Genomic DNA, 21,995 nt, shown 5'->3' with positions numbered 1-21,995 from the left:
AGGATTTATTTTTTGTTTTGAATACCGAAAGGAGTTTTAAAAATTAATTCTTCCTTTTTTCCTTTCAGCTCAAATTTTTTGATGAGAAGACTTCTAGCCATATTCCTCATAAATTGATCTTTGTCACAAAGTTTCCAATAAGAATCTTCGTGAATCATTTTTGATTCCCGAATTTTATAAAAAGTAGTTTCCCAATTATCTTCGTCGTGGTAAAACTCAATAATGCCACAATGTTCCGGAATATCTTTATGATCAATCATTCCCATTGGCAGCAAAAAACTGAATGAATTACAGATATAATCGCCGCAACCAATCTTATCGTGCTTTAGAAACTTTTCACCTGATTTTTGATTGGTATAGAATTTTTTGAAATCGTTTTTAAAATCAGACTTTGACAATTTGATTTCAATCTCGTGACTAAAGCCCGAATTATTAATCAATAAAATATCGGCTTCCCAATCGGAATGAAAAAAATTAGTCAATACAATTTCCTTATCAAAATCACAATTAGCAGTAACGAAGGCGTGAACCAGTTCTTCTATTTTCAACATCAATCCAAACTTTAATAATTACGAACTGTAACGTGATAACAGCTTTGTTGCTTCTCTTTGATATAAAAGATTTTTCCAAGATTTTTATATTCTTCCAAGACTTTTTCCAATTCTTTTTCCAATTTTGGATTGACTTTCAATTTGTGATCAAAACGGACATATGAGATATCAAACGCTGCTCCATAATTATGAGAACTGATTCCCAGAGATGCATTGGAATTCACTTTTCTTAATCTGCATTGATCTTCCAAAGTCCTTGTGACAGATGAAACAACGAAGAAACTTTTGGTATCTGTAGCAAATTTGTTTGCCATTTTTTCCAAAGTAGTTCTTGCCTTCTTAACCAAATATGGACGACTATATTCTAGGGCTTGCAATCTGTAACCTCTTGATTTTTTTTTTACTTTAACAAATTTGCCTTTAGCAATATATTTATCAACTGATTTGGTATCTTCCAGAATATTGATACCGAAATTTTGAGAAGCCAACAAATGTGGTTTATATAATTCCGTAGGTTCTACCTTCAGAACGGTTTTCAGATCATAACATTTCTGTGATTTGAAAAAAGAAAAACACAATAATAATATCAACGATAAAAATCTCATTAAAAATGATATTTAGATTAGTCAAAAATTGTGTTTTTAAAAATTAAATTTAAATAAAATTTAGGAAACCAAAAGGCTGCATCCACGAATGTCGGAATGATCGATTCTACCAAGCACCTGAAATGTCCCATTCTTAACATTTCCCAAATCCTGGGTAGCAATGAAGGAACAGGAATGTCGGTTTGCCAAATCAATAATGTTAATAGCTCCGGTTTTTCCATCATCAACATAAGAAAAAGGATCTTCCGTATTTCTTATAAGAATTCGCATCCAATTTGAACTTTTATAAATGTTGTCACCTAAGGAATAAGCCTGAGATAACAATTCCGTCATAGAATATTCTGAATAAATATTTTCTGTGTTAAATCCATTTTGAAAAATTTTCAGCAGTTCGTCCTTCGTCATTTCTTCTTTTCGTCCTTTCATACCGCCCGTTTCTATGACAGTTACAGAGTTTGAAAATTGGAGTGTTTTAGAGTTTGAGTTGCAATAATCTAAGAAATCCAGTAATGCAAAAGATACTCCGAAAAGAATGATTTTTTTATCCGTTAAAGTTTGAAGCAAATCAAACAATTCCTGGTGATTGTAAAGAAAATAACCATTTTCTGGTTGATTGGATTTTTTCATCAGATAATCCACCATATAGATCAAAGACGAATGTGGATTCTCGGAATAGTTAGGAAGCAATCCTAAGAAAATGTAATCTTCCGGCTTGCCAATAAATTGTTCAAAACTTTTATAGATGCTCTCTTCGTAAAGAGAAAAATCAGCAATATAATGTTTGGAACGATTCATCTGTGTTGTTCCGGAACTTTGAAAATAACTCTCAGCTCCAAAATTTTTATCCAAAACCAAATGATTTTTAAACATCTCAATTGGGAGAAACGGAATATCAGAAACTTGATTAATCGACAAAGGATTGATGTTCAGATAGTCCACAAACTTTTTGTAAACTTCTACATTGTCGTATTGGTATAAAAAGGTTTCCAGGCAAGCTAGCCGGAAATCTTCTTCTGTTTGGATTTCAAAAATAGTCTGCTTCATTTTTTTCAATTCAACTTTTGAATTAATCTTCAAATTTTTTCAGATCAAATTGTTCGCCATCAAAAACGCCATAAGTGAAATAGGAAATCCAGTCGCCAAGATTGATATATTTGGCCTCATTTTCCAGATCCAAAACCATAGGCAAGTGGCGATGACCGTAAACAAAGTAGTCTATTTTTTCAGTTTTCAGTTTTTCTTTGGAATAAAGAATCAAAAACTCTTTATCCTCACCTAAAAAAGCTTTGTCTTCGTCACCTGAAATCAATTTGTTTTTCTGAGACATATAATTTGCTATTCTCATCGCAATATCAGGGTGAAGCCAGCGAAATGCCCATTGAGCAGCAGGATTAGTAAAGACTTTTTTCATCCTTTTGTAACCCTTGTCACCTGGGCCGAGCCCGTCGCCGTGAGCTAAAAGTAATTTTTTTCCGTTGACTTCGTAATATCTTTTTTCAAAAAAAACAGGAACGCCTAATTCTTCTTCGAAATAGTTCTTCATCCAAAGATCATGATTTCCTACAAAAAAATAAATATCAATCCCAGAATCCTTCAGTTCAGCAATTTTCCCTAAAACCCGGATATAGCCTTTCGGAACAACGTGTTTCCACTCGTGCCAGAAATCAAAAAGGTCACCCATCAAAAATAGAACCTGCGCATCTTTTTTGACGGAATCCATCCAACGAATAAATTTATCCTCACGTTTTTTACTCTCAACAGCATTGGGAATCCCAAAATGCTGATCAGACGCGAAGTAAATCTTCTTTCCGGGATTGAGATCAATTTTCATAAAATCTGGATTAAATTGATTAATCAAAATCAGGATGATTGTTGTTTTTATCTCGTTTGTAAAACCACATCCCTATTGCCAAACCTATCACTGCTGCAAATGCCGTCATAAGTGCTCTGGATAATTTGTCCGGCGCATCGTTTCCCAAATAATTCATAAGGAATATTATAATGAAGGTGATAAGTCCGAAAACAATATATTTTGGTTTAAAATTCATAATCTTAAAGTTTATATGAAATCATAATCCCTCCTTTGAAGGGAACAATTTCTCCGCTTTTATCCCAGTTTTCTACTCTGTCATATCTATTTTCCTGAGTCTCTGGAAGATATTCTACATAACCTTTGTAAAAACCTTGCTGAGAACCAATCCCTAAGAAAATATCCATGTTCCAACGGTTTCCAATTTGAAATTGGTAACCTGTTGTGAGTCCAAACATATAAGAAAAACCTTTCTGGTAAAGCTCATTATGTTTATATGGCGTTATTTCTCCTTCTTTTGTGAAATATATATCTTCTTTCCAATAATTCCATTTTTGGATATTGAAAATACCAAAACCTACACTTGCTCCCAAATACCAATGTTTAAAAGCCTGATCAAAATAATATCGCCCTTCTATAGTTGCAATACCAAATAAGGCCTGATGTCCAGCAAAGGATTTCCAGGGAGAAATAAATAAATCAGCCTGACCTGTTATATGTTCCGAGAAACCGCGTTCCAAACCTACATTTAGCATTCCTACAGGGAGAAACAAGGCATTGGCTTTGATATAAGTTTCATTTTTTTGAGCAAAACTAAAAGTTGCGATGCTTACTAAACCAAGCAGAAAAAGTTTTTTCATCATTATTTTTTGTTCAGAATTTCATTCATTTTTGTAGCATCCTTGTTTTCTTCTTTTGCGAAGTTAGCTGCCATTCCTGCGAACATTTTAGCTTCTTCTTTTTTCCCTAATTTGTCATATAATGTTGCCAAAATACTTGTAGAATCATAACTTTCCTGCGACATTACCACTTTTTCTGCCCAGCGAGCAGCTGTTTGCAATGCAATTCTATCTGTCGATTTTTCAGCGAGTGTACTAGCGGCACCTAACAATTCATTGTTATTGAATTCATCCGGATTCTTGTAATATTCCAATGCTGTTTTCTCGTAAGCAGGGAAATTCTCGTGTGCTGAGTAATAATTTAATTTATAGATATTCAGACTTTTTATCAACTCATCTTTTGGAAATAATCCTTCACCATCTTTCAGAACTTTGGAATCATCGATTGTTTTCGTTTTTTCGTTAGTTGCAGAAGTGACGAGTTTCATCAACTTGAGATAATTATCAAACTGTTTATAATTATTTTCAGGAAGCAGTTCTGTAATCGCAGCCTTATTTGCCACGAAAACTTTATAATTAGCGTCATCAACAGATTGTGTAAAATTCAGAAGCGCATTAACTTCTTCACCGGAAAATGATTTATCTTTTTTATTTGAAAAATATTTTTCTGACGCTTGTTTTGCAAGAACAGGGTCTTTGCTTGCATAAAGACTGATGAAATTAAGTAAGCCGGCCGGGTCTAATTTTCCTTTCAGGAATTCGTCTTTCAGGTTGGTATTGACCAACTGCGGATTGTTGTTTTTCTTTCCCAGTTCCAGGAATTCTTCTGACTTTATATAGCCTAATTCCTTACCAACAATCTCGCCTTCAGCGTTAAGGAACAAAAAAGTCGGGTAACTTCTGACACCGTATTTCATGGCCAGTTCCTTTCCTTCGCCTTTTTCCATATCGATTCTTACATTGATGAAATTTTTGTTGTAAAAATCAGCAACATTCTCATCTGTGAAAACATTTTTCTCCATCAGCTTGCACGGTCCGCACCAGGACGCATAAGCATCCATAAAAACAAGTTTCTTTTCAGTCTTGGCTTTGGCTAGAATTGATGCAAAGTTGGATTCTTCAAATTTGATGGACTTCTGAGAAAAAACCAGCTGGAAAACGAATAATATAAAGAAAAATGATATTTTGTTCATCCTGAAAATAAATCGAATTATCTTGCGAAGATAACTATAATATAGAAATTGACCGAGATACAAGCCGAAAGTTTTAATTTTTTAACTTTGCAAATCTCTGGGTAGACTTTCAGATAATAGACTGATAGAAATTAGACTTTAAAAGTTGGTGTCTATTGGTATTGCAAAGTTGGTTAGTATGTAGAATGTTTCAACTTTGCGAAGCGCAGCCCGACTTGAGCGGAAATCCTTTTTACGCAACGTAATGGAGTGAAAAGATTGACTACGTCGAACCAATTCGTTAGGTTTGGGAGCGGAAGGCGGAAATAGCTGCCAAAAAAATTTAATTTTATTGATATTAAAATATGAGGAAATTATCCTTGCTTTTTACGAAAGATGGTTTGCAGTGGCAGATTTCTAAATCCAGAAAAGTTCTGGAGGAAAAAATCTTTCTGAAAAATGAAGAAACACCGGAAAATCTGGTTGAAGAAAAACTGAACGAAGTTTTGGCTTCCGAAAAATTTTCTGAAATCTCCGTGATTTCTGCCATCAATCACTTTTCAATTGTTGAAGAAGGTTTTGACCAGCACGATTTGGGTTATGATTTGATTTCCTACAACGCCGACGTAAAGAAAGATTCTGAAGAATTGATGCTTTCTGTGAACAAAAAATTCGGGATTCAGTTTTATTATAGTTTTCCGAAAGATTTTTATCAGAAAATAAAGCAATTGGAAGTTCCGACGCATTTCAATTTTTCTGGTGAAAAGTTCCTGAATTCTCTGAACGTGAAAAACCGAAAAGAAATCCATGTGAATCTTTATCATCAGCAGGCAGAATTTTTCGCTATTGAGAATAAAAAAGTGATTCTTTATAACAATCTGGACGCGGCCTCGGAAGTTGATTTTCTGTATTTCATTATGTTTACGTTAAGTAAAATCAATTTTGGAATTTCTGAAACCTATTTCTACATCTATGGTGAGACAACTGAAAATGAGACTTTTATTTCAGAAATGCAGAAATTTGTATCTAATTTGAAGATTATCTTTGACAATCTTCACAAAAAGAACTTCCTTCTGAATTAAAATGAACTACAGAATTGTTAAGTACAAAGATTCTCACAAGACAGAGATCCTCTCTGTTTGGGAACAATCCGTAAAAGCAACACATCATTTTTTGATGGAATCTGATTTTGAGCAATACAAAAAGATTCTGCAGAATTTCGATTTCAAAGACCTTGATGTTTTTTGTCTGGAAGAAAATGAAAAAGTTGTAGGCTTTATCGGCATCCATTCAGAAAAAATAGAAATGCTTTTCCTTAACCCGGATTATATCGGAAAAGGATTAGGCAGACAGTTAATTGATTTTGCGTTTTCGAATTTTGATATTCGCTATGTTGATGTCAATGAACAAAATCCAAAGGCAACAGAATTCTACCAGAAAATAGGATTCGAAATCTTTGACAGAAGCGAGAAAGACGATTTGGGAAAACCTTATCCAATTCTCAAAATGAAACTTAAAAAATAGAAAAATGTACAGAATCATATCCGGAAAATGGAAAGCTAAGAAAATTGCAGCGCCAAAAAATTTCGATGTAAGACCAACAACCGACTTTGCAAAAGAAGCTTTATTTAGCATCATTGATAACAAATATGACCTTGAGTTTTGCTCAGTTCTAGACTTGTTTGCAGGAATTGGTTCGATAACTTTGGAATTTGCTTCCCGCGATTGTCAGGACATTACTTCTGTTGAACTGAATCCAAAACACGCAGGATTTATCAATTCTACAGCCAACGAATTGGATATGGGATTGCAAGTCAATATCCAAAGAGCAGATGTTTTTGAATGGCTTAAAAAGAAAAGAAATCACGACAAAAAGTACGAAATCATTTTCGCTGATGCACCTTTCGAAACGGAAGAAAAAAAATACAATGAATTAATTGATTTGGTTCTGAATAACGAATTATTGAAACCCAACGGCGTTTTCATTCTGGAACATCAGAGCAGACTAAAATTCTCTCATCCAAACTTGAAAGACACAAGAAAATACGGGAATGTAAGTTTTTCTTTCTTTGAAAGTCAGCCGATTTCTGAATAAAACTACAATGATATGAGGAATTTCAACATCAGATTACTAATGATTTTCGTTCTGTTTTTCAGTTTGAAAATCTCTGCGCAGAATTCTTACATCAACCAATATAAATCATTGGCAACTGAACTTTCTCAGGAATTTGGGATTCCAACAACTGTTATTCTTTCTATTGCATATATGGAAACCGGCGGTGGTACGAGTTCCGCTTGTAAAGTCCTGAACAACCATTTTGGAATGACAGGTAAAAACGACATCAACACTTCCAGATTCAAAAGTTTTAATGATTCCAAAGCTTCTTATCGAGCATTTTGCGAATGGGTTACAAAAAGAAAATTCTATGGAAGATTAAAAGGCTCTCAAAATCATAACGATTGGTTTGTAGCCATCGCCTCTTCCGGATATTCTACAAAACCTGCGGAATGGAAGCAAAAACTCAATTTGGTGATGAAGAAAATCGGATTATAACTAATCCTGAACCAAAATTTTATCACAATCTTTAACGGCTTCATTTCCCCAATCGCAAATCGAACGCAGGACAGGAATCAAAGTTTTTCCAAATTCTGTCAAAGAATATTCTACCATCAGCGGTGGTTTTTGCGTATAAACTTTCCGCCCGATGATTCCGTCATCTTCCAGTTGTTTCAACTGCAGACTCAAGGTTCTTTCCGTGATTGTTGGGATTTCTTTCCTGATTTCATTATAACGTTTCGTTCCCATTGCAAGATGAATGAGAATCACAGCTTTCCATTTTCCCCCGATGAAACGCATTGTAACGCTTGTTCCACAAGGAAATTTTTTATTATCGATTAAAAACATATACTATCATTATTGACCGTTATTGCAAAGTTAAGAAACACTACTTATTTTTGCAACTATAAAATTGATAGTATAAAATTATGGAAACATTTCTTAACAAAATGCAGAAAAGATACACTGTAAAAAAGTATAATTCTGAAGGAAAACTTGATAACGAAATTAAAGAACAATTGAAATCGATTCTACATCTGAGTCCTTCATCAATCAACAGTCAGCCGTGGAAATTCACTTTTGTAGAAGATTCAGACGCGAAGTCAGAGTTTTCTGAAGTTTCTTATTTCAACAAAGAAAAAATCAATGACAGTAAGCTTTTAGTCGTTTTTCAGGTTTTGAAAAATGTTGAAGATTTTGAAAAGCAAATCGAGCGAAATTTACCCGAAGGTTCCATAGAATATTACAACAAAATGATAAAACCGCACGGCGAAGATTACACAAAAAGCTGGATGTCGCATCAGGTTTATCTTGCGTTAGGTGTTTTGTTGAGCGCTTGTGCACAAATGGAAATCGATTCTACACCAATGGAAGGCATTGAAATCGCAAAATACGACGCCATTCTGAATAACGAAAAATACACAACATTGTTCGCCGTCGCAATTGGTGTAAGAGATGAAAATGATTTCAATCAACCGAAACTTAAAGCAAAATCTAGATTGAATTTTGAAGAAATTTTGGATGTGATTTAAATTCATTTTCAAAACCACAAAAGTCACAAAAGACAATGATTTGATAATCAAAGTTTAAATAAGTTGAGTTTTCAAAGCTTATTTGAACTTTATTAAAAACAATCGAAACTTCTGTGACTTTTGTGACTTTTGTGGTTGAGAATCTATTTAAAAATAATTTCTAACTTTGCAGAAATAAAATTCTAAAGATTATAATGTAAAATCCAATTTCTTTTCAGGCAATCTTGTGCAGACCAACTCGTCTGCTATTGTTCATCTTAAAAAAGAAATTATGTTAATTTTACAAGATATATCTTATCAACATCTCAATAAAGATGTTCTTTTTTCGGACATCAACTTTACACTTAATTCTCAGGAAAAAACAGCTTTAATCGGAAATAATGGTTCCGGAAAATCGACTTTGCTCAAAATAATTGCAGGCGAATTACAACCAAAATCAGGAATGATTAAATCTGATTCTAACATGTATTATATTCCGCAAATTTTCGGTCAGTTTAGTCATTTGAGTATTGCTGAAGCTTTAAACATTGATAAAAAACTAAATGCCTTAAAGGAAATTCTAAACGGTTTTGTAACCGAAGACAATATGGAAATTCTGAATGACGATTGGACTATCGAAGACAGAATAAAAGAAGTTTTCACGTATTGGAATCTGCCTGATTTTGATTTGAATCTGAAATTAGAAAATCTGAGTGGCGGACAAAAAACCAAATTATTTCTAGCTGGAATGATGATTCATCAGCCGGATTTGATTCTAATGGATGAACCTACGAATCATCTGGATTCGGCAAGTAGAAATCTGCTTTATGAGTTTATCAAATCAACATCAAAAAGCCTTTTGATTGTAAGTCACGACAGAGTTTTACTCAATCTTTTGACTAAGACCTGCGAACTCAACAAAAACGGAATTTCGGTTTACGGTGGTAACTTTGATTTCTATTCTGAACAGAAAAAAATCGAACAAAATGCTCTTGAGCAGAATATTCAAAACCGAGAAAAGGAACTGAAAAAAGCCAAAGAAAAAGAACGCGAAACGATTGAAAGACAAAACAAATTGGATTCCCGAGGAAAAGGAAAACAGGAAAAATCAGGCGTTTCCAGAATTATGATGAATACGCTTCGCAACAAAGCGGAAAACAGTACATCAAAACTAAAATCTGTTCATTCTGAAAAAATTGATAATATCAGAGAAAATCTTCACAGCTTAAAAGACAATCTTTCCGGAATTGATAAGATGAAAATTAATTTTGACAATTCTCATCTTCATAAAGGGAAAATTTTGGTCAAAGCCGACCAAATCAATTTCAATTATCATCAAGAAAATCTTTGGGAAAACAATCTCGATTTTCAAATTGTGAGTGGAGAAAGAATTACGATAAAAGGCGATAATGGTTCCGGAAAAACAACTTTGATAAAACTGATTTTGGGGGAAATAAAACCAACTTTTGGCGAGATTTATTTATCGGAAAATAAAACGATTTACATCGACCAAGAATATTCTTTGATTAAAAATGAACTTTCGGTTTATGAACAGGCTCAACAATTTAATTTAAAAAATCTTGAAGAACACGAGGTCAAAACCATTTTAGCAAGATTTCTATTCTGGAAAAATGATTGGGACAAAAAGTGTGAATTCCTGAGCGGAGGTGAAAAATTGAAACTTCTACTTTGCTGTCTTTCTATTCAAAATATTTCGCCAGATATGATAATTTTGGACGAGCCAACCAATAATCTGGACATTCAGAATATTGAGATTCTGACATCAGCAATCAACGATTACGAAGGAACTTTGATTGTAGTTTCTCACGATAATCAATTTTTGGAAGATATAAATATTAGTAAGCTTGTCATTCTGAACGAAATGTAATGAAGTGAAGAATCTATAGATATCTCGTTCCTCGGAATAACAAAAATAATCGGAATGACAAAAATAAAAAACGCCTCAATTAATCGAGGCGTTTTATTTATACTAATTTCGCAAGATAAATCTCAGCAGATTTTTCTAATAAATTGGGTGCTTTTTCTACAAACTCTTTGATATAAGACTGTTGATTATGAGCATCCAAACCTTCTTTGCTTTTCCAAATCTCATGAAATATGAAAACAGTTTCGTCTTCCAAACCTTGCTGCAAATCATATTTTTCACAGGCCTCTTCTTTTATCGTATTTATAACCATATGATCAAGAATTGATTTCAAATCCTGAACTGATTCCTTTTTTGCTTTTAAAATAGCTGTTAAATAGATTGACATTTATTTATTTTTTATTTAAATGAACTCCAGAATATCTTTATATACGGGTTTCCAATTCAGTTCTCTCCTAGCTTTATCCGCGTTACAGAAACTATTGGAGGCAAATCCAAAATGTGCTCCCGCTTGTCCGAAATATGCTACAGCTTCATTAATATCAATTGATTCAGCAAGATTCAGATGATATTTTTCAGAAATTTTATTAGCAATATTTTTAATATTGGAGCTGCCGTTTTCTACGTAAAATAAAGAACCAGCTTTTGCATTTTCTATAGCCAGAAAAAACAGCTCTGCTAAGTCCGAAATATGGACATTGGACCATATATTTTCTCCTTTTTCAATATATATTCCTGCATTTTTAGATTTAGAAAACTTTACAAGAGCTGGAATCTGGATACTTTCTTTCTTTAATCCTAAGCCTTGCCCGTAAACCATTGTTGGCACTATTACTATACTTCTAACGTTGTTCTTTGCCGAATTTAAAACTGCATTATTAATATAAACTCTTTGTACCATTTCTAATCTCGGAACTAACGGGATATCTTCTGTAAAACAAAAATCACAAGCTTCTCCCTTTTCCTTATTACCAAAAATTGCCGAGCCGGAAGTAAAAACAAAAGTTTTTCCTGAGTTATCAAGTATTCTCAGAAAAGAATCTGCTGCAAAAGCATCATCAGCGGAATCTGCTGTATGAATTATAATATCTGCTTCGATACAAATTTTTCTCAGTAAATCCTCATCTTGAATATCTCCCAAAACTGCTTTGAAATTAAGATCCTCCACAGGCCTGATAAAGTCTTTGTTCCGAACCAAGCCAATGATTTTGTAGCCTTTATCCGAAAGCAATTTTGCAACAGAGCCACCAATATAACCAGTAATTCCTGTAATAAAAACCGTTTTTGCCATATTAGAGTTAATTTAAAACTTGAGATTCTTTATCTGCAAATACAGCTTTAAGATAATTTTTATATTCGATTTCATAATTATCGATTCGTTCCTGAGTCGCTTGTTTCTCCATATCGTGAAAATGGAAGCTTCCCAAGCTTTTCATCCCGGTGAAAGCATTCATCCTGTGAAAACCAAATAAAACGCCTTCATCAACAGAATGCTGATTGAAAAATTCGCCTTCCAAAGTGAAAGCCGTTTCCGGTGCATTCCAGCTTGTAGTTACGAAATAATGTTTTCCGTGCATCAAACCGCCAGTTCCGTAATTGATGGCTGGGTTAACTCTGGAACGTCCGTCGCTTTTATAAATGCCGTTGTTATGACCGGCCGTGAAAACTTCATCGATATAAAATTTCAGACGATTAGGAACCTGAAACCACCAAACCGGGAAATGATAAATGACAACATCTGCCCATTTAAAATTTTCTGCTTCATCGACCGGATTAAAATCGTCATTAATATTAGTTATTTTGATTTCAAAACCCTGTTCATAAAGTGTTTCCTTTGTCCATTTTGTAATGGTATTATTAAAACTGCCGCCGGAATGTGCAAATTTCTGCCCACCATTAATTATGAATATTTTTTTCATTTTTCTGACTTGATAATTTAACAATGCAAAGTTCCAACAGAAAAATGAATTATAAAAATAATATAAATTATATATTTGCATTATAATTATAATACAAAATGATCAATCTGGAATGGCTTAGAACCTTTAAAAGTGTTTATGAAACTCAGTCTTATACCAAAGCAGCGAAGGAATTGTATATTTCTCAACCCGGCGTGAGCCTTCATATCAGCTCATTAGAAGCTTATGTTGGCTATTCTTTATTTGAAAGGATTTCTAAAAAATTAATTCCGACAGAGAAAGCGAAGATTCTTTATAATTTTACTTTGGAACCGCTTCTAAAGTTAGAAACTGCCGAACAGACTTTCCATAAAACAACAAAAACCGAGCGTCCAACAGTAAGTGTTGGGATGTGTTTCGAAACTTTTCAATTTACTTTGGAAAAGCATATCCCTACTTTTGATTTTAATGTAATTATCCGATTTGGATTATATGAACAGATGTTTTCGGATCTGGATAACGGATTGTTGGATTTGATTATTACACCAAGAAAAACCAACCTTAAAAATCTGAATTTCGAGGCGTTTTCCAAAGAAAAAATTGTTTTAATCAATGGAACAGGAACCGATACTTCCGAATTCCAAAAATTAATTAAAACCAATAAAATCGAAGAAGCGGAAAACTGGCTGAAACAACAAATCTGGTACAGCACAGCAGCGGATATGGAGCACCTGAATAACTTCTGGAAAGCCAATTTTAACCGGCACCCTGATTTCAAACCAAATTATATCGTTCCAAATATCTGCTCGATTGTCCGTTGTTTAAGTGGGAATTCCGGGTTTTCCATCGTTCCCGATTTTCTATGCAAAAAAGAGATTGCAAATGGCGGAATCGAGATTACTTGGGAAGGCCATAATAAAATCGAGAACACTTTACACTTTGGCGAACGAACAAAAAATATGGTTCAAAACGAGATTGATGAAATTAAAAGTATTTTCAGGAATGAGAATTTTTAATTATTAAACCACAAAAGTCACAAAAGATATAATTTCGTTTAATGAATTTTTATTTACAAAAGGCTTCGAAAACCTCAGCCTGACAATGTAATTTTCAGCATAACTATTACCTATGTTAAGCGAAGCCGAAGGATTTTCATAGAATTACAGAACTTTCAATTCCAAATCTATAGATTTTCCGAAGAATTTTTTCGAGATTTTTTCGAAATTCTTGGTAATATCCGATAAGAAAAATTGATAAGTTGTATTGTGATTTTCTTCGTTCAAAAGATGATGCTTGTCCAGAATCATTTTCAACTGATTGGCAACGATATTAGGAGAATCAATGACGCGAACACGGTTGCCATAGTATTGTTTGATTTCGTCAATCAGAAGCGGATAATGCGTACAGCCGAGAATCAATGTTTCGATATTTTTTAATTTATTATTACTCAAGTAATTATAAATAATCGAATGTGTAATCGGATGATTTTTAAAACCTTCTTCAATTGCAGGAACTAAAAGCGGAGTCGCCAGCTCATCAACCTTGATAAATTTGTTATGCTTGCGGATTGATTTTTTATAAAGTCCGGAATTAACCGTTGCTTTAGTCGCAATCACACCAACATTATTGTGGATTTCATAAGATACTTTTTCTGCAACGGGATTAATCACATCAATCACAGGAACTCTATCTGCAACCAATGCCTGAACTTCCTGCAAAGCGTTTGCTGTAGCAGTGTTACAAGCAATTACAATCGCTTTACAATTTTGCTCAAGCAAAAAATTGGTAATCTTTGTAGAATAACCGACGATAGCTTCACGGGATTTTTCACCATAAGGAAGATGTTTCGTATCACCAAAATAAATCAAATCTTCATTGGGCAACAGTCTTTTGATTTCTTTCGCCACCGTTAATCCACCAACTCCGGAATCAAAGATCCCTATTGGCTGATTGGCTGAAAGATGCGTGTAGTCGGCTTTTTTCTTTTTCAAGAGATGATATTTATCTATTATTTTGAACGCAAAGTCCGCAAAGTTTTTTTGACAAATGCAATGTTTTTAAGTTCGCAAAGGCGTAAAACTCAGCAAAGATTTAGCTTTACAAAAATAAGGAAATTAACATTTAAAATCATAATTTTTGTCATTCCGTAGGAATCTTAGAGGTTTTAGATTGACTTCGTCGAACCACTTCATTAGGTTTCCTACGGAATGACAAACGCAAAGTTTTATTAGAATAAAAAACTTAAACAATAAATAAATCACTTGCAATTCCGTCTGCCAGGAACCAATGCTGTTCAGGAATTTTGAGATAATTATCTTTTATTTTCAGAATACCGGATTCTAATTTTGGTTTGATTCCCTGATTGAGATAATCAATGATTTCAGAAGAAAAATTTTGATTGATTTTATTCAAATCTACACCCCAGATTGTTCTGAGTCCGATCATCATCATTTCATTGAACCGGTCTTTCTCGGAAAGGATTTCGGTTTCTTTTGGAAGAATATTTTGGTTCAGATTTTTGATATAGACTGGATTATTGGCAATATTCCAGCTTCTTTCCAAACTGCCGTTATAAGAATGTGCCGAAGGACCAATCCCTAAATACGGTTCGGATTTCCAATACGCCGAATTATGTTTGGAGTAAAATCCGGGTTTTCCAAAATTCGAAATCTCATAATGGTCAAAGCCATTATCTTTCAAGAAGTCTTTCATATAATAGAATTCCTGATTCTGTTCCGCTTCTTCTGGAGAGTTTACTTTTCCATTTTCGATCCATTTTTCCAAAGCCGTTTTGGGCTCAACCGTCAAAGCGTATGAAGAAACGTGCGGAACTTGTAATTCTACTGTTTTGTTAAGGTTTTCTTTCCAGATATCGAAATTGGAAGTGGGCGAGCCGTAGATCAAATCGATGCTGATATTTTCCAATCCAAAATCCTGCGCTCTTTTAATCGAACTTTCTGCTTCGGAAGCATTGTGTGCTCGATTCATCAATTTCAAATCCTCATCAAAAAAACTCTGCGTTCCAATTGATAAACGATTAATTTCTGTCTGAGATAATTCTTTGAGAAAGTTTTTATTCAAGTCATCAGGATTAGATTCTAAAGTAATTTCGATATTTTCATCAAAACTGAAATACTTTTGAATCTCGTCAATCAAAGATTTGATTTCATCAACACTCAAGACAGAAGGTGTTCCTCCACCAAAATAAAGGGATTTCAGCGATTTATCTTCGAGCTCATTATGTCTGAGTTGGATTTCTTTTTTTATAGCCGACAGCATCTCGCCTTTCAAATTAAAAGAAGTTGAAAAATGAAAATTACAATAGCTGCATTTTTGCTTACAAAAAGGGATGTGGAGGTAAATCAAGCTGAATTATAAATGATTAATTATGAATTGTTAGTTATAAATTGAAAATCATTAACAATTTACCATCGACAATTTAATAAAACTATCTATAACGGAAACCTCTAGTATTGATAAAGTTTTCGATATTAAATCCTATTGACAACATAAAACTGTTTCCGAAATTTTCAGTCAGTTCCGAAACACCAAAGTTGTAGACTGCACCAAAAGTGAAATTTCCTACTCTTCCTTTGATAATTGGTGACATTCCCAGATTCTGACTTCCAACAGCGCTTTTTGCGCTTCTAAAACTAATCCCGGCAGAAACATTGTTCTTTTCTCCAAAAACGGTTGCCATTAAGTTATAATCAAAAATTCTTGAAGAATTGGTATTAAGATTCATCATCAAAGACGGTGTCAAATACATCCCGTCTATGAAATGCCAGTCATATCCAGCATTGAAATAAAATTTAGTTGGTGATGGTTCTATTCCGTTATCAATTGGTAGTGTATTGCTGATCGGAATGTCCACAACAGAAACTCCTGCAAAAAAATGTCTGTATTTAACAGCTGTTCCAATATTGACGTACGCCAGAAAAATATCGTTGGTATTTTCACCTAGCACCTGGTCGCCCTGCTGTTGGGCATTCAGCTGGGTATAATCAATATTCATGTTATAAAGATTAGTACCGATCCCGAAAGAAAATTGATCCTGACGATCTTCCTCATCCGTAATTGGGATAAAATAAGATGCACCCAGCATCAGTCCATTGGAAGAAATCGGTCCATTCTGATCCCTAAAAAAGGAAATACCTGCTCCGACTCTGTCAAAAACATTAGCATGCAGTCCAATTGACTGTACATTTGGGGATTCACTTAACTGTGAAAACTGTTTCTGATAATTCAGATTCAGAACTACATCATCAGTCTTTCCCAACAATGCAGGGTTGAACAAAAAGTCTCCATCAACAAGATATTGCTGATAAAACGGTAAAGTTTCCTGCGCTTTGGTTTCAACAAAAAAACTGGTAATTAACAGTAATAATATTTTATAGAATCGGTAATTTTTCTTCACAATACAAATATATAAAACTCTAGTTATTATCTAAATATTTTCTCCAACGTTCTGCCGCATCCTGCATATCCTTTGGCATTGGACTTTCAAAATACATTTCTTTTTTTGTCACAGGATGGATAAAGCCAAGTGTATGTGCATGTAATGCATGTCTTGGCAAAACCTCGAACACATTTTGTACAAACTGCTTATATTTTGGCAAATTAACGCCTCTCATTATTATATTGCCTTCATATCTTTCATCATTGAACAATGTATGACCGATATGTTTCATGTGTGCACGGATCTGGTGAGTTCTTCCCGTTTCCAACTTACATTCTACCCAGGTCATATAACGAAAACGTTCCAAAACTTTGTAATGCGTAACAGCATGTTTGCCCTGACTCCCATCAACATAGGTGTACATCTGCATTCTGTTTTTTGGATGCCTGCCAATATGTCCTGTTATTGTTCCTTCATCATCCTGAACATTACCCCAAACAAATGCCCAATACAAACGTCTTGTTTTCCTGTCAAAAAATTGTTTTGCAAGATGACTCAGCGCATATTCATTTTTTGCAATAACTAACAATCCGGAAGTATCCTTATCAATTCTATGGACCAATCCTACTCTATCCAGGTCTGAATTATAACTTGGATCTTTTGAAAAATGGAATGCCAGTGCATTTACCAAGGTTCCGTCCCAATTTCCAAATCCGGGATGGACAACCATTCCGGCATCTTTGTCAACGACCACAATGTCATCATCTTCATAAACGATATTAATTGGAACATCTTGTGGAATGATGACATTTTCTCTTGGCGGATGTGCCAATAAAACACTGATTTCGTCTCCCGGTTTAACTCTGTAATTTTGTTTTACAGGGTTACCATTAACAACAACATTACCAGCCCGGCAAGTCTGCGATATCTTATTGCGGGAAGAGTTCTGACGATGAATCAGCAAAAATTTGTCAATACGAAGCGGTTCCTGATTTTTATCGACTTTGATGTTAAGATGCTCAAACAGGCCACTGCTTTCTTCATCAGCAGAAATACTATCGGTTAAGTCTTCTTCTAAAAAATCTTCGTTTTCGTCCAGCATATTCTAATTTTAAAAAGGCTTCAACTAATTGTTGAAGCCTTAATTTTCTTTATTCTATTACCACTTTTTTAGGCTTAGGCTTATCTACCGGTTTTGTGGTAGATGGTTGTGAAGCCGTTGTATTTTGTTTGACAGCAGGTGACGTTGTGACCGATGCTTTTGTCTGTTGATTATTTGTAACTGCCTTAGGTTTTGGTGCCGCAGTCGTTGCAGTATTTGCAGGCTGATTGTTTGAAGCAGCAGGTTTCTGTTCAATAGTTGGCACTTCTTTATATTCTATCGGAGCCAGTGTTGTATCAATTTTCGGACGATACATATCATCCAGCTGTTTGATTTTATTCTGCAGTTCTGCTGGTGTCTTCTTACTTGCCCAAAGATCGATCTGCATCCCCTGATCCCTGAGAGATCCAAATTCAGGATCCTGATAATAAACAATATCGGAATCATCTTTTCCTCCGTCTTCGTGTTCCACAATTCCAACTTCGAATAAAGCCTGTGCAATGATTTTTTTCGCCTCCTGAACTGTTCTTCCAACTACATTAGGGATAGAAACATTTCTAAGAGGTCCGGAGCCAATTACTAAATCAACTGCAGAAAACCTAGGAATCTGAGTTCCCGGTTTCACACTTGTTCCATTATATATAATTCTAAGAACCGCATCCCGCTGAATACTCGGTTCATAGAGTGTATCTCCAACTTTCAACCCAACAAGATTCAGCTGATTAAAAGCCAATCCTTTATATCTGTCAATAATATCAGGGATTGCCACTTTTGCCCAGGTTCTCGGATTAACTTTAAGTGTAATGATTCTTCCGTTTTTCACATTAGCTCCGGGATTCGGATTAACAGCTAAAACCTGAAACGGGCGAAACTTAGGATCATATTTAAAACTGTCCACTTCATATTCCAGCCCAGAATCATCAAGAATCTTAATGGCTTCGTGGACGGTCATATTCATAACATTAGGTACGGGAACTTCTTCACCATGACTGGTATGATACTCCAGCCAACGGAATGTTAACCAGACCAAACCGGCAAAAAGTGCCATTGCCAAAACTATATTAAGTAATACTTTCCAATGGAAAAGTGATTTGAACATAATGATTCTTTTTCAGAAATAGTAACGCAAATATAGATAATTAAATTGTATTACTGATTTGTGAACATGGCAAAAAAGAAAATCGATCAATTGTTATAAAAACCTTATTTTTGTGCTTTGAAATATATATGGAGTCTATACAAATTCACGATAAAAGTTTCGTACCTTACCTGAAACATGATGAGATTCAGGAAATTATAAAACAATTAGCCCTTAGAGTTTACGAAGATTACAAAGATGAAACTCCTATTTTTGTAGGCGTTTTGAATGGTGTAATTATGTTCTTCTCAGATTTTTTAAAATATTATCCAGGAAAATGTGAAATTGCTTTTTTGCAGGTAAGTTCTTATTCCGGAACACAATCCACCGGTATTGTTTATAAAAAAATGGATCTTACGAAAGATGTTGTGGATCGCCATATCATTTTGATGGAAGACATTGTAGATACTGGGAATACTTTAGAAAACCTTTTTGAATATTTCAAAAGCACGCAACGTCCAAAATCATTAAAAGTGGCATCTCTTCTGCTGAAACCCGATGTTTTCCAGAAAGATTTTACTATTGATTATGTTGCGAAAGAAATCCCCAACAAATTTGTCTTAGGTTACGGATTGGATTATGATGAGCTAGGCAGAAACCTACCGGATCTTTATCAGTTAGAGGAAGGCAGAATCAATCATTAATCACTCAAGAAAAAGAAATAAATCATCAATAAATTAAAGAAATTATGATCAACATTGTTCTCTTTGGCCCTCCAGGAAGCGGAAAAGGAACCCAAGCCCAACATCTTATTGAAAAATTCAATCTGAAACAGATTTCTACAGGAGATCTTTTCCGTTACAATATGAAAAACAATACAGAACTGGGCAAATTAGCAAAATCATATATCGATAAAGGAGAACTTGTTCCAGACAAGGTAACAATAGATATGTTAATTGATGAGTTGAGAAAACCAACAGAAACCAACGGGTTTATTTTTGATGGTTTTCCCAGAACGGCAAATCAGACAGAAGCTTTGGAAACCATCGTGAAGGACGAGCTGGGAGCTGAGATCAGCATTTGTCTTTCTTTGGTTGTTGAAGATGAAGTTCTGGTACAAAGACTTCTTAAAAGAGGAGAAACCAGCGGAAGAACAGATGATTCTAACGAAGATATTATCCGAAACAGAATCAAAGAATATTACACCAAAACTGCAGAAGTTGCAGAATTATACAAAAAACAAGGTAAATATGTAGAAGTTAACGGGATTGGTGAAATCTCCGAGATCTCTGAAAAATTATTTGCTGAAGTAGAAAAGATTAAATAGAACTTGTTGATGGTTCTCATTTGATGGTCTCGAAACAATCACTATCAACTGGCAACTGGCAACTGACAACTAATAGATTATGTCCAATTTCGTAGATTACGTAAAAATTCATTGTAAAAGTGGTCACGGTGGTGCTGGATCAGCCCATCTCCGCAGAGAAAAATACATCCCAAAAGGCGGTCCCGATGGTGGTGATGGCGGACGTGGCGGCCATGTTATTATGAGAGGTAATGCCAACGAATGGACACTTCTATCCCTTCGCTACACACGTCACGTAAAAGCAGAGCGTGGAGAAAACGGTGGAAAAAATCAATTAACCGGCGCTTATGGAGCAGATGTTTATATCAATGTACCATTAGGAACCATTGCTAAGAATGAAGACGGTGAAATCATCGGCGAAATCTTAGAAGATGGCCAGGAAATCATTTTGATGGAAGGCGGAAAAGGAGGACTTGGAAATGAGCACTTCAAATCGTCTACCAATCAAACGCCAAGATATGCGCAGCCAGGAATGGAAGGACAGGAAGGTTATGTTATTTTTGAATTAAAAATCTTAGCAGACGTTGGTCTGGTCGGATTTCCGAATGCCGGTAAATCGACTTTGTTATCTGCAGTTTCTGCTGCAAAACCAAAAATTGCAGATTACGCTTTCACCACTTTAACGCCTAACCTTGGGATCGTGGAATGGAGGAATTACAAATCTTTTGTAATGGCTGATATTCCCGGGATTATAGAAGGTGCGGCTGAAGGAAAAGGTCTTGGCCACCGGTTTCTTAGGCATATAGAGAGAAATTCGATTTTATTATTTCTCATTCCTGCAGATTCCGAGGATCATTTTCAGGAGTTCAAGATTTTGGAAAATGAGTTGAAAGAATATAATCCTGAATTGGTAGATAAGGATTTTATTTTATCTGTGTCCAAAGCTGACTTGCTTGATGATGAACTGAAAAAAGAAATCGCAGCAGAATTTCCGGAAAACAGACAACCCTTATTTTTCTCAGGTGTTACAGGTGAAGGTCTTCAGGAACTGAAGGACGCTATCTGGAAAAAATTACACGGATAAAAATAAAACTTATAACTCATGAAAAAAATCTCCTTGCTATTATTAATGGCAGTATCCTCTTTATCATTTGCACAAACTCATTTTGGTGTAAAAGCCGGATATATTAATTCATCTTTAAAATGGAAATCCTCTCCTGACACGTTCTGGGAAGACTTTTCTGACTTCGATTCTAAATCATATTTTTATGTTGGAGGTTTTGCAGAATATTTTCTAACTCATAAGTTTGCATTGCAGGGAGAACTTATTTACACAGAACTGGGTGGTAAAACGGCTGTTGATTTGTATGACTTTATAGGAAATGAAATCATACAAGGCGGAACAATGGAATTGAAATATAAATATTCACAGATTCAAGTTCCGATTTCGGCTAAGTATTATATAATCGACCAATTTTCTGTTTTTAGGAGGATTTAATTTGGGATTCAATGTGGATTCTAAAATTAAAAGCGATTTTATGATCAATGGAAATTCTTCTAACAAACTGGAAAATGTAAAATCTATTAATGTATTTCCTTTTATAGGAACCGAATTTCATTTTAATAAAAATATTTTTGCTGACGCCAGATATAATTTTGGAGTCTCCAATATCAACAAAGAAGGAATTGATACAAGAGTAAGTTTCTTCCAAATTGGGCTGGGATACCGTTTTAAATAAAATTCAGTTTATTAAATAATTAACAAATGTCTTGTTTTTAGGTA

28 protein-coding genes are annotated in these 21,995 nt (G+C 34.6%); 12 read left to right on the top strand and 16 right to left on the bottom strand.

The annotated features are described in order from the left end of the window. Nucleotides 1-5: 5 nt before the first annotated feature. The 7 genes from QOL71_RS08975 to QOL71_RS08945 are packed head-to-tail and all read right to left on the bottom strand — an operon-like array spanning nucleotide 6 to nucleotide 4,998. Complete coding sequence (locus QOL71_RS08975; protein WP_283416598.1) at nucleotides 6-551, bottom strand: hypothetical protein; 546 nt, start codon at nucleotides 549-551, stop codon at nucleotides 6-8. An 11-nt stretch (nucleotides 552-562) separates the two neighbouring features. Further along, complete coding sequence (locus tag QOL71_RS08970) at nucleotides 563-1,156, bottom strand: DUF5715 family protein (RefSeq protein WP_283416597.1); 594 nt, start codon at nucleotides 1,154-1,156, stop codon at nucleotides 563-565. A 60-nt stretch (nucleotides 1,157-1,216) separates the two neighbouring features. Next, on the bottom strand, nucleotides 1,217-2,200 hold the full coding sequence (locus QOL71_RS08965) for a LuxE/PaaK family acyltransferase (RefSeq protein ID WP_283416596.1): 984 nt from the start codon (nucleotides 2,198-2,200) through the stop codon (nucleotides 1,217-1,219). 22 nt (nucleotides 2,201-2,222) lie between these two features. Continuing rightward, nucleotides 2,223-2,987, bottom strand: coding sequence for a UDP-2,3-diacylglucosamine diphosphatase (locus QOL71_RS08960; protein WP_283416595.1), 765 nt, complete (start codon nucleotides 2,985-2,987; stop codon nucleotides 2,223-2,225). Between the two features lie 19 nt (nucleotides 2,988-3,006). Next, the gene (locus tag QOL71_RS08955) at nucleotides 3,007-3,204 is read right to left on the bottom strand and encodes a hypothetical protein (protein ID WP_283416594.1); all 198 of its coding nucleotides are present in this window, start codon (nucleotides 3,202-3,204) and stop codon (nucleotides 3,007-3,009) included. Nucleotides 3,205-3,208: 4 nt separating this feature from the next. Beyond that, a complete protein-coding gene (locus QOL71_RS08950; RefSeq protein WP_283416593.1) occupies nucleotides 3,209-3,829 on the bottom strand; it encodes a DUF3575 domain-containing protein in 621 nt (206 codons plus the stop codon). Next, nucleotides 3,829-4,998, bottom strand: a complete 1,170-nt coding sequence (locus QOL71_RS08945; RefSeq protein WP_283416592.1) for a thioredoxin family protein — start codon at nucleotides 4,996-4,998, stop codon at nucleotides 3,829-3,831. Before QOL71_RS08945 ends, QOL71_RS08950 begins: the two co-directional genes overlap by 1 nt. A gap of 344 nt (nucleotides 4,999-5,342) precedes the next feature. Between QOL71_RS08945 and QOL71_RS08940 the strand changes: the two genes are divergently transcribed. Genes QOL71_RS08940 through QOL71_RS08925 form a run of 4 tightly spaced genes read left to right on the top strand, consistent with a single transcriptional unit; the run spans nucleotide 5,343 to nucleotide 7,531 of the window. Next, a complete protein-coding gene (locus QOL71_RS08940) occupies nucleotides 5,343-6,059 on the top strand; it encodes a DUF3822 family protein (protein WP_283416591.1) in 717 nt (238 codons plus the stop codon). Nucleotide 6,060: 1 nt separating this feature from the next. Next, entirely contained in the window at nucleotides 6,061-6,501 is a 441-nt protein-coding gene (locus tag QOL71_RS08935) for a GNAT family N-acetyltransferase (RefSeq protein WP_283416590.1), read from the top strand. Nucleotides 6,502-6,505: 4 nt separating this feature from the next. Further along, nucleotides 6,506-7,072, top strand: a complete 567-nt coding sequence (locus QOL71_RS08930; RefSeq protein ID WP_283416589.1) for an RsmD family RNA methyltransferase — start codon at nucleotides 6,506-6,508, stop codon at nucleotides 7,070-7,072. 12 nt (nucleotides 7,073-7,084) lie between these two features. Next, a complete protein-coding gene (locus QOL71_RS08925; protein WP_283416588.1) occupies nucleotides 7,085-7,531 on the top strand; it encodes a glucosaminidase domain-containing protein in 447 nt (148 codons plus the stop codon). Here QOL71_RS08925 and QOL71_RS08920 read toward each other — a convergent pair whose 3' ends face one another. Then, nucleotides 7,532-7,882, bottom strand: coding sequence for a winged helix-turn-helix transcriptional regulator (locus tag QOL71_RS08920; protein ID WP_283416587.1), 351 nt, complete (start codon nucleotides 7,880-7,882; stop codon nucleotides 7,532-7,534). 80 nt (nucleotides 7,883-7,962) lie between these two features. On the opposite strand from QOL71_RS08920, the gene QOL71_RS08915 reads away from it, so the two are divergent. Both QOL71_RS08915 and abc-f read left to right on the top strand, forming a co-directional pair. Continuing rightward, nucleotides 7,963-8,565 (top strand): nitroreductase family protein, encoded by a 603-nt coding sequence (locus QOL71_RS08915; RefSeq protein ID WP_283416586.1) that lies wholly within the window; start codon nucleotides 7,963-7,965, stop codon nucleotides 8,563-8,565. A gap of 271 nt (nucleotides 8,566-8,836) precedes the next feature. After that, complete coding sequence (gene abc-f, locus QOL71_RS08910) at nucleotides 8,837-10,432, top strand: ribosomal protection-like ABC-F family protein (protein WP_283416585.1); 1,596 nt, start codon at nucleotides 8,837-8,839, stop codon at nucleotides 10,430-10,432. A 97-nt stretch (nucleotides 10,433-10,529) separates the two neighbouring features. On the opposite strand, the gene QOL71_RS08905 is transcribed toward abc-f, so the two are convergent. From QOL71_RS08905 to QOL71_RS08895, 3 genes are read right to left on the bottom strand one after another with little or no spacing between them, the layout of a single operon-like run. Then, complete coding sequence (locus QOL71_RS08905; RefSeq protein ID WP_283416584.1) at nucleotides 10,530-10,817, bottom strand: putative quinol monooxygenase; 288 nt, start codon at nucleotides 10,815-10,817, stop codon at nucleotides 10,530-10,532. Nucleotides 10,818-10,832: 15 nt separating this feature from the next. Then, the gene (locus QOL71_RS08900; protein WP_283416583.1) at nucleotides 10,833-11,720 is read right to left on the bottom strand and encodes an NAD-dependent epimerase/dehydratase family protein; all 888 of its coding nucleotides are present in this window, start codon (nucleotides 11,718-11,720) and stop codon (nucleotides 10,833-10,835) included. A gap of 7 nt (nucleotides 11,721-11,727) precedes the next feature. Continuing rightward, nucleotides 11,728-12,348, bottom strand: a complete 621-nt coding sequence (locus tag QOL71_RS08895) for an NAD(P)H-dependent oxidoreductase (protein WP_283416582.1) — start codon at nucleotides 12,346-12,348, stop codon at nucleotides 11,728-11,730. A 98-nt stretch (nucleotides 12,349-12,446) separates the two neighbouring features. On the opposite strand from QOL71_RS08895, the gene QOL71_RS08890 reads away from it, so the two are divergent. Beyond that, nucleotides 12,447-13,343 carry a LysR family transcriptional regulator gene (locus QOL71_RS08890; RefSeq protein WP_283416581.1) on the top strand — a complete coding sequence of 299 codons (897 nt, stop codon included), beginning with the start codon at nucleotides 12,447-12,449 and terminating at the stop codon, nucleotides 13,341-13,343. Nucleotides 13,344-13,487: 144 nt separating this feature from the next. Here the strand turns inward: QOL71_RS08890 and murI are convergent, their stop codons facing one another. The 5 genes from murI to QOL71_RS08865 all read right to left on the bottom strand — a co-directional run bounded on the left by murI (nucleotide 13,488) and on the right by QOL71_RS08865 (nucleotide 18,927). Next, on the bottom strand, nucleotides 13,488-14,318 hold the full coding sequence (murI, locus tag QOL71_RS08885) for a glutamate racemase (RefSeq protein ID WP_283416580.1): 831 nt from the start codon (nucleotides 14,316-14,318) through the stop codon (nucleotides 13,488-13,490). Nucleotides 14,319-14,568: 250 nt separating this feature from the next. Then, entirely contained in the window at nucleotides 14,569-15,678 is a 1,110-nt protein-coding gene (gene hemW / locus QOL71_RS08880; protein ID WP_283416868.1) for a radical SAM family heme chaperone HemW, read from the bottom strand. 97 nt (nucleotides 15,679-15,775) lie between these two features. Further along, entirely contained in the window at nucleotides 15,776-16,744 is a 969-nt protein-coding gene (locus QOL71_RS08875) for a PorP/SprF family type IX secretion system membrane protein (RefSeq protein WP_283416579.1), read from the bottom strand. A gap of 19 nt (nucleotides 16,745-16,763) precedes the next feature. After that, nucleotides 16,764-17,828 (bottom strand): RluA family pseudouridine synthase, encoded by a 1,065-nt coding sequence (locus tag QOL71_RS08870; RefSeq protein WP_283416578.1) that lies wholly within the window; start codon nucleotides 17,826-17,828, stop codon nucleotides 16,764-16,766. Nucleotides 17,829-17,877: 49 nt separating this feature from the next. After that, nucleotides 17,878-18,927, bottom strand: a complete 1,050-nt coding sequence (locus tag QOL71_RS08865; RefSeq protein WP_283416577.1) for a PASTA domain-containing protein — start codon at nucleotides 18,925-18,927, stop codon at nucleotides 17,878-17,880. A 128-nt stretch (nucleotides 18,928-19,055) separates the two neighbouring features. Between QOL71_RS08865 and hpt the strand changes: the two genes are divergently transcribed. From hpt to QOL71_RS08840, 5 genes are all read left to right on the top strand, one after another. After that, the gene (hpt, locus tag QOL71_RS08860) at nucleotides 19,056-19,610 is read left to right on the top strand and encodes a hypoxanthine phosphoribosyltransferase (RefSeq protein WP_283416576.1); all 555 of its coding nucleotides are present in this window, start codon (nucleotides 19,056-19,058) and stop codon (nucleotides 19,608-19,610) included. A gap of 44 nt (nucleotides 19,611-19,654) precedes the next feature. After that, the gene (locus QOL71_RS08855; RefSeq protein WP_283416575.1) at nucleotides 19,655-20,233 is read left to right on the top strand and encodes an adenylate kinase; all 579 of its coding nucleotides are present in this window, start codon (nucleotides 19,655-19,657) and stop codon (nucleotides 20,231-20,233) included. Between the two features lie 79 nt (nucleotides 20,234-20,312). Next, a complete protein-coding gene (obgE, locus tag QOL71_RS08850) occupies nucleotides 20,313-21,296 on the top strand; it encodes a GTPase ObgE (RefSeq protein WP_283416574.1) in 984 nt (327 codons plus the stop codon). Between the two features lie 18 nt (nucleotides 21,297-21,314). Further along, on the top strand, nucleotides 21,315-21,710 hold the full coding sequence (locus tag QOL71_RS08845) for an outer membrane beta-barrel protein (protein WP_283416573.1): 396 nt from the start codon (nucleotides 21,315-21,317) through the stop codon (nucleotides 21,708-21,710). Between the two features lie 40 nt (nucleotides 21,711-21,750). Beyond that, nucleotides 21,751-21,951, top strand: a complete 201-nt coding sequence (locus QOL71_RS08840; protein ID WP_283416572.1) for a porin family protein — start codon at nucleotides 21,751-21,753, stop codon at nucleotides 21,949-21,951. Nucleotides 21,952-21,995 lie beyond the last annotated feature (44 nt).

This window comes from Epilithonimonas pallida, from assembly GCF_900182975.1.
Classification (GTDB): Bacteria; Bacteroidota; Bacteroidia; order Flavobacteriales; family Weeksellaceae; genus Epilithonimonas; species Epilithonimonas pallida.
The sequence above is the reverse complement of the archived record's forward strand: the minus strand, read 5'-3'. Positions and strand labels throughout refer to the sequence as shown.

Coding starts and splice junctions, on each gene's coding strand:
- QOL71_RS08975 (WP_283416598.1), bottom strand. CDS start 551: ATGTTGAAAATAGAAGAACTGGTTCACGCCTTCGTTACTGCTAATTGT.
- QOL71_RS08970 (WP_283416597.1), bottom strand. CDS start 1,156: ATGAGATTTTTATCGTTGATATTATTATTGTGTTTTTCTTTTTTCAAA.
- QOL71_RS08965 (WP_283416596.1), bottom strand. CDS start 2,200: ATGAAGCAGACTATTTTTGAAATCCAAACAGAAGAAGATTTCCGGCTA.
- QOL71_RS08960 (WP_283416595.1), bottom strand. CDS start 2,987: ATGAAAATTGATCTCAATCCCGGAAAGAAGATTTACTTCGCGTCTGAT.
- QOL71_RS08955 (WP_283416594.1), bottom strand. CDS start 3,204: ATGAATTTTAAACCAAAATATATTGTTTTCGGACTTATCACCTTCATT.
- QOL71_RS08950 (WP_283416593.1), bottom strand. CDS start 3,829: ATGATGAAAAAACTTTTTCTGCTTGGTTTAGTAAGCATCGCAACTTTT.
- QOL71_RS08945 (WP_283416592.1), bottom strand. CDS start 4,998: ATGAACAAAATATCATTTTTCTTTATATTATTCGTTTTCCAGCTGGTT.
- QOL71_RS08940 (WP_283416591.1), top strand. CDS start 5,343: ATGAGGAAATTATCCTTGCTTTTTACGAAAGATGGTTTGCAGTGGCAG.
- QOL71_RS08935 (WP_283416590.1), top strand. CDS start 6,061: ATGAACTACAGAATTGTTAAGTACAAAGATTCTCACAAGACAGAGATC.
- QOL71_RS08930 (WP_283416589.1), top strand. CDS start 6,506: ATGTACAGAATCATATCCGGAAAATGGAAAGCTAAGAAAATTGCAGCG.
- QOL71_RS08925 (WP_283416588.1), top strand. CDS start 7,085: ATGAGGAATTTCAACATCAGATTACTAATGATTTTCGTTCTGTTTTTC.
- QOL71_RS08920 (WP_283416587.1), bottom strand. CDS start 7,882: ATGTTTTTAATCGATAATAAAAAATTTCCTTGTGGAACAAGCGTTACA.
- QOL71_RS08915 (WP_283416586.1), top strand. CDS start 7,963: ATGGAAACATTTCTTAACAAAATGCAGAAAAGATACACTGTAAAAAAG.
- abc-f (WP_283416585.1), top strand. CDS start 8,837: ATGTTAATTTTACAAGATATATCTTATCAACATCTCAATAAAGATGTT.
- QOL71_RS08905 (WP_283416584.1), bottom strand. CDS start 10,817: ATGTCAATCTATTTAACAGCTATTTTAAAAGCAAAAAAGGAATCAGTT.
- QOL71_RS08900 (WP_283416583.1), bottom strand. CDS start 11,720: ATGGCAAAAACGGTTTTTATTACAGGAATTACTGGTTATATTGGTGGC.
- QOL71_RS08895 (WP_283416582.1), bottom strand. CDS start 12,348: ATGAAAAAAATATTCATAATTAATGGTGGGCAGAAATTTGCACATTCC.
- QOL71_RS08890 (WP_283416581.1), top strand. CDS start 12,447: ATGATCAATCTGGAATGGCTTAGAACCTTTAAAAGTGTTTATGAAACT.
- QOL71_RS08870 (WP_283416578.1), bottom strand. CDS start 17,828: ATGCTGGACGAAAACGAAGATTTTTTAGAAGAAGACTTAACCGATAGT.
- QOL71_RS08865 (WP_283416577.1), bottom strand. CDS start 18,927: ATGTTCAAATCACTTTTCCATTGGAAAGTATTACTTAATATAGTTTTG.
- hpt (WP_283416576.1), top strand. CDS start 19,056: ATGGAGTCTATACAAATTCACGATAAAAGTTTCGTACCTTACCTGAAA.
- QOL71_RS08855 (WP_283416575.1), top strand. CDS start 19,655: ATGATCAACATTGTTCTCTTTGGCCCTCCAGGAAGCGGAAAAGGAACC.
- obgE (WP_283416574.1), top strand. CDS start 20,313: ATGTCCAATTTCGTAGATTACGTAAAAATTCATTGTAAAAGTGGTCAC.
- QOL71_RS08845 (WP_283416573.1), top strand. CDS start 21,315: ATGAAAAAAATCTCCTTGCTATTATTAATGGCAGTATCCTCTTTATCA.
- QOL71_RS08840 (WP_283416572.1), top strand. CDS start 21,751: ATGATCAATGGAAATTCTTCTAACAAACTGGAAAATGTAAAATCTATT.